At 46.3% G+C, this 3,560-nt stretch carries 2 protein-coding genes and 1 pseudogene; all 3 read left to right on the top strand.

The window, feature by feature from the left end:
- A pseudogene (locus BG32_RS12505) lies at positions 1–213 on the top strand (carbohydrate ABC transporter permease); the annotation flags it as partial.
- 5 nt (positions 214–218) lie between these two features.
- A complete protein-coding gene (locus BG32_RS12500) occupies positions 219–1,634 on the top strand; it encodes an endo-1,4-beta-xylanase (protein ID WP_014731622.1) in 1,416 nt (471 codons plus the stop codon).
- Positions 1,635–1,650: 16 nt separating this feature from the next.
- On the top strand, positions 1,651–3,560 hold a 1,910-nt coding region (locus BG32_RS12495; RefSeq protein WP_121526928.1), incomplete at its 3' end, for an alpha-L-arabinofuranosidase C-terminal domain-containing protein.

Genomic DNA, 3,560 nt, shown 5'->3' with positions numbered 1-3,560 from the left:
CTCTGGCCTCTGCTAATCCTCAGCAAAGCCGACAAGTTCACGCTCCCAATAGCTCTCATAAGATTTAGCGCGGGGTGGGGAGACCCCTACAGAGGAATCGGTCCGATGATGGCCGGTGCATTCTTCTCCGTAGCACCCTCTTTGATAATTTTCATTGTCTTCCACAGGTATTTGATGAAAGGAATCTCCCTGGGATCGCTTGGAAAGGAGTAGATATTATGTCAGGAATTAAGAAGTATTTTCGGAAAACCGAAGGAGAGAGTTTTGGAACACCCCTTAAGAGATACTTTGTCTTGATTCTTGGCCTGCTGTTTCTTAGTCTATGTTTTGGAGGTAGTGTTTTGCCTATCGACATCGACATTAGTGCTTTCGAAGAGAGAATAGAAGCCAATAGAAAGGTGCCGATCAAGATTGAGATCGTGGATGAGAATGGGCATCCTGTTAGCGATGCACACGTATCGGTAAGGCAGATTAATCACGAATTCTTCTTTGGAAATGCCCCTGAGTATCTGATTTATGCCTACGCTTGGACAAGCTACAACCGTGGCAGAAGGTTTGGAATCAAGCCCTTGCCTGAAGAGGATTTAGAGGTATATAAAAGGTTATACCTCGATCTCTTCAATTTTGCCACTCTTCCATCTTTCTACTGGAAGGACTACGAACCTACACAAGGCAGAATCCGGCTAGACGAAGCTTCAAAGAAGATAGCCGAATGGCTTAATGAAAATGGAGTGCCTGTTAAGGGCCATACTCTGGTTTGGGGCAACCCCCCAAGTGTAGGTGTTCCTGCGTGGATAGAAGTTAAGGGGAAGGTTGGCCAGTGGGCAGAGGTGAGAGAGGCCCTTTTCTTCAGAGTTGAGAGAGAAGTAGAAGAGTTCAAAGATTTGGTGCAGTACTGGGATGTTGTGAACGAACCTATTGTTCAAAGCTGGTTCGATGCTCTTGGTCCCGATTACATTGCAGAATCGTTTAGGATTGTTAAAGAGACTGACCCAGATGCCATAACGGTTCTTAACGAGTACGGGGTACTTGTCAACGAGCGGACAAGAAAAGCTTTCATTTCCAGAGCTCAACAACTGATAGGTGACGGTGTCCCTATAGACGTAATAGGAGCCGAAGCACATATCTTCACCGCTCAAGATCTATTAAGCCAGCTGCAATCACTGGAAAGTATCTATCTTGCTATAGATGAACTGGCTCAGCTCGGCAAGCCAATTCACATTTCTGAATTTCAAATCCCTCTTCCCGCGGTTATCGATGCCTTCGATGTCTCCATAACTGAGGCCGAAGAGATACAGGCGGAGATCGCAAAGATCTTTTACACGGTGTTTTTCAGTCATCCCGCAGTAGAGGTAATTGCCTACTGGAATTTCTACCGTGCTTGGCAGTCCGGAAGCGGATTTCTTCGTGACGACCTGTCAGAAAAACCAATGTTCTACGAGCTGATGAAACTCATCCATGGAGATTGGAAGACCTCATTTGAAGCAGAATTAGACTCGTCTGGAGAATTGTGTTTCAGCGGGTTCTCAGGAGAATACGACATCACGGTAGCATTTGAGAACTTCTCCGAGACGGTATCGATAAACGTAAAGAAGAACGAGAACAATCAATTCACGCTCGTTCTTGGACAATGATCGAGGGGGTAATCGGATGAGATCAACGACGATAATCCTCACTCTGGTCTTTCTTGCTGTTTCACTTTCCACATCCGCTCTAGCGAATCCCGACCATGTCTTGACGGTAGACCCAAGCAGTTTGGGCCCAGAAGTTAGCTCTCTTCTGTACGGGATATTCTTCGAGGACATAAATCATGCTGTAGACGGTGGCCTGTATGCAGAAATGATAAGAAATCGATCTTTCGAGCATCAGGATCCTGTCGAAGGCTGGTTTGCGGTCTTTGAATCCGATTGCAAGGCTACCTTTTCGATTGAGACTGATCGGCCTCTCAACAAGAATAACACCAAGTATCTGAGCTTCGAAATTCAATCTGACGACAAGCTGATATCCCTTTCAAATGATGGCTACGACGGTATACCTCTTAAAAAGGGCGAACGCTACTTGTTCTCGGTATTTGTTCGAAGCGACGAAGAGTATAACGGTGAAATCAAGGTTATGCTGGCCAATGCTAAAGGTGAACCTGAGGCCGAAAAAAACCTGGGAACGGCATTTAGCTCTGAATGGGAGAAATACTCGGTGGAATTGCAACCTAACGAAGGCCTGGATGATGGAAGACTCATCATAACGATGAAGGGCTCCGGTAAGATCTCTTTTGATATGGTATCCCTCTTCCCCGAAGAGAACTGGAACGGCATGAGGATCGATCTGCTTGAGATGCTGGAAGAGCTGAAGCCCGCTTTCGTCAGATTTCCTGGCGGTTGTCTTGTCGAAGGCGATAGTCTCGAAAATGCCTACAGATGGAAGGATACAATAGGTCCAATTGAAGAAAGAAAGACCAACTATAATCTTTGGGGCTATCATCAGTCGTATGGAATCGGATTCTACGAGTATCTGCTTCTTTCAGAGCACCTTGGAGCCGAACCTATTCCGATCTTCAACGCCGGTATGTCATGCCAAGTTAGGGGTGCCGAATACTGTCCAATGGACGAAATGGATGAGTGGGTTCGAAATGTTCTCGACTTCATAGAGTTCGCTAACGGGCCATCCGATTCTTTGTGGGGCTCGAAGCGTTCCGAGCTCGGCCATCCAGAACCCTTCAATATCAAATACATAGGCATTGGAAACGAGAACTGGGGAACGGAGTATCACGATCGCTTCCCGTTGTTCAGACAAGCTGTCAAGGAGAAATATCCTGAAATTACTATTATTTTCAGCGGTCCTCCTTCATATGAAGGAGCTTCGTTCAATCGTGCATGGAGATGGGCAAGAAGCAATGGTATCGAGATCCTTGATGAGCATATGTATGCAGTTCCGGAATGGATGCTAAGAAATACAGACAGATATGACAAATATGACAGATCTGGTCCGAAGGTGATGCTTGGAGAGTACGCAGCCCACGCGGCCGGCACCAGAAACACTCTTCAAGCAGCGATAGCAGAAGCAGCACTAATGACCGGCCTCGAGCGGAATTCCGACATCGTAATAATGGCCGCTTACGCACCTCTGTTCAACAGAGAGGGCTGGTCACAGTGGACTCCAGACCTCATCTGGTTCGACAATACTCGAGTATACGGAACACCCAGTTATCACGTTCAGAAGCTGTTCAACGATAACACTGGCAATGTGATTATCTCCTCGTCACTGACCGATGAAGACATAGAGATAATCGGTTACTGGTTCAAGTCGCTGTATCATGTCTGCAGTTACGATTTTGAAAGCAAAGAACTGATTATAAAAATCGTGAATCCCTGGCCCGAAGAAAAGAAACTCAGAATTGAGATCGGCGAAGAGGTTCAGGTAACCGGGAAGGCAGAGATGATCTCCATTACCTCCGACAACATCTTTGACGAAAACACATTCCAGAATCCAGATAAAGTACGACCGAAAACGGTGGGAATGTCCAACCTATCCAACGAATTTACACTAACCTTTTCCGGGAATTC

Origin of the sequence: Mesotoga sp. HF07.pep.5.2.highcov, assembly GCF_003666285.1 — a bacterium.
Classification (GTDB): domain Bacteria; phylum Thermotogota; class Thermotogae; order Petrotogales; family Kosmotogaceae; genus Mesotoga; species Mesotoga prima.
This window is presented reverse-complemented; position numbering and strand designations above follow the sequence as displayed.

What these genes read in the sequence shown, in the direction of transcription:
- BG32_RS12500 (WP_014731622.1), top strand. Translation starts at nt 219, where the DNA reads ATGTCAGGAATTAAGAAGTATTTTCGGAAAACCGAAGGAGAGAGTTTT.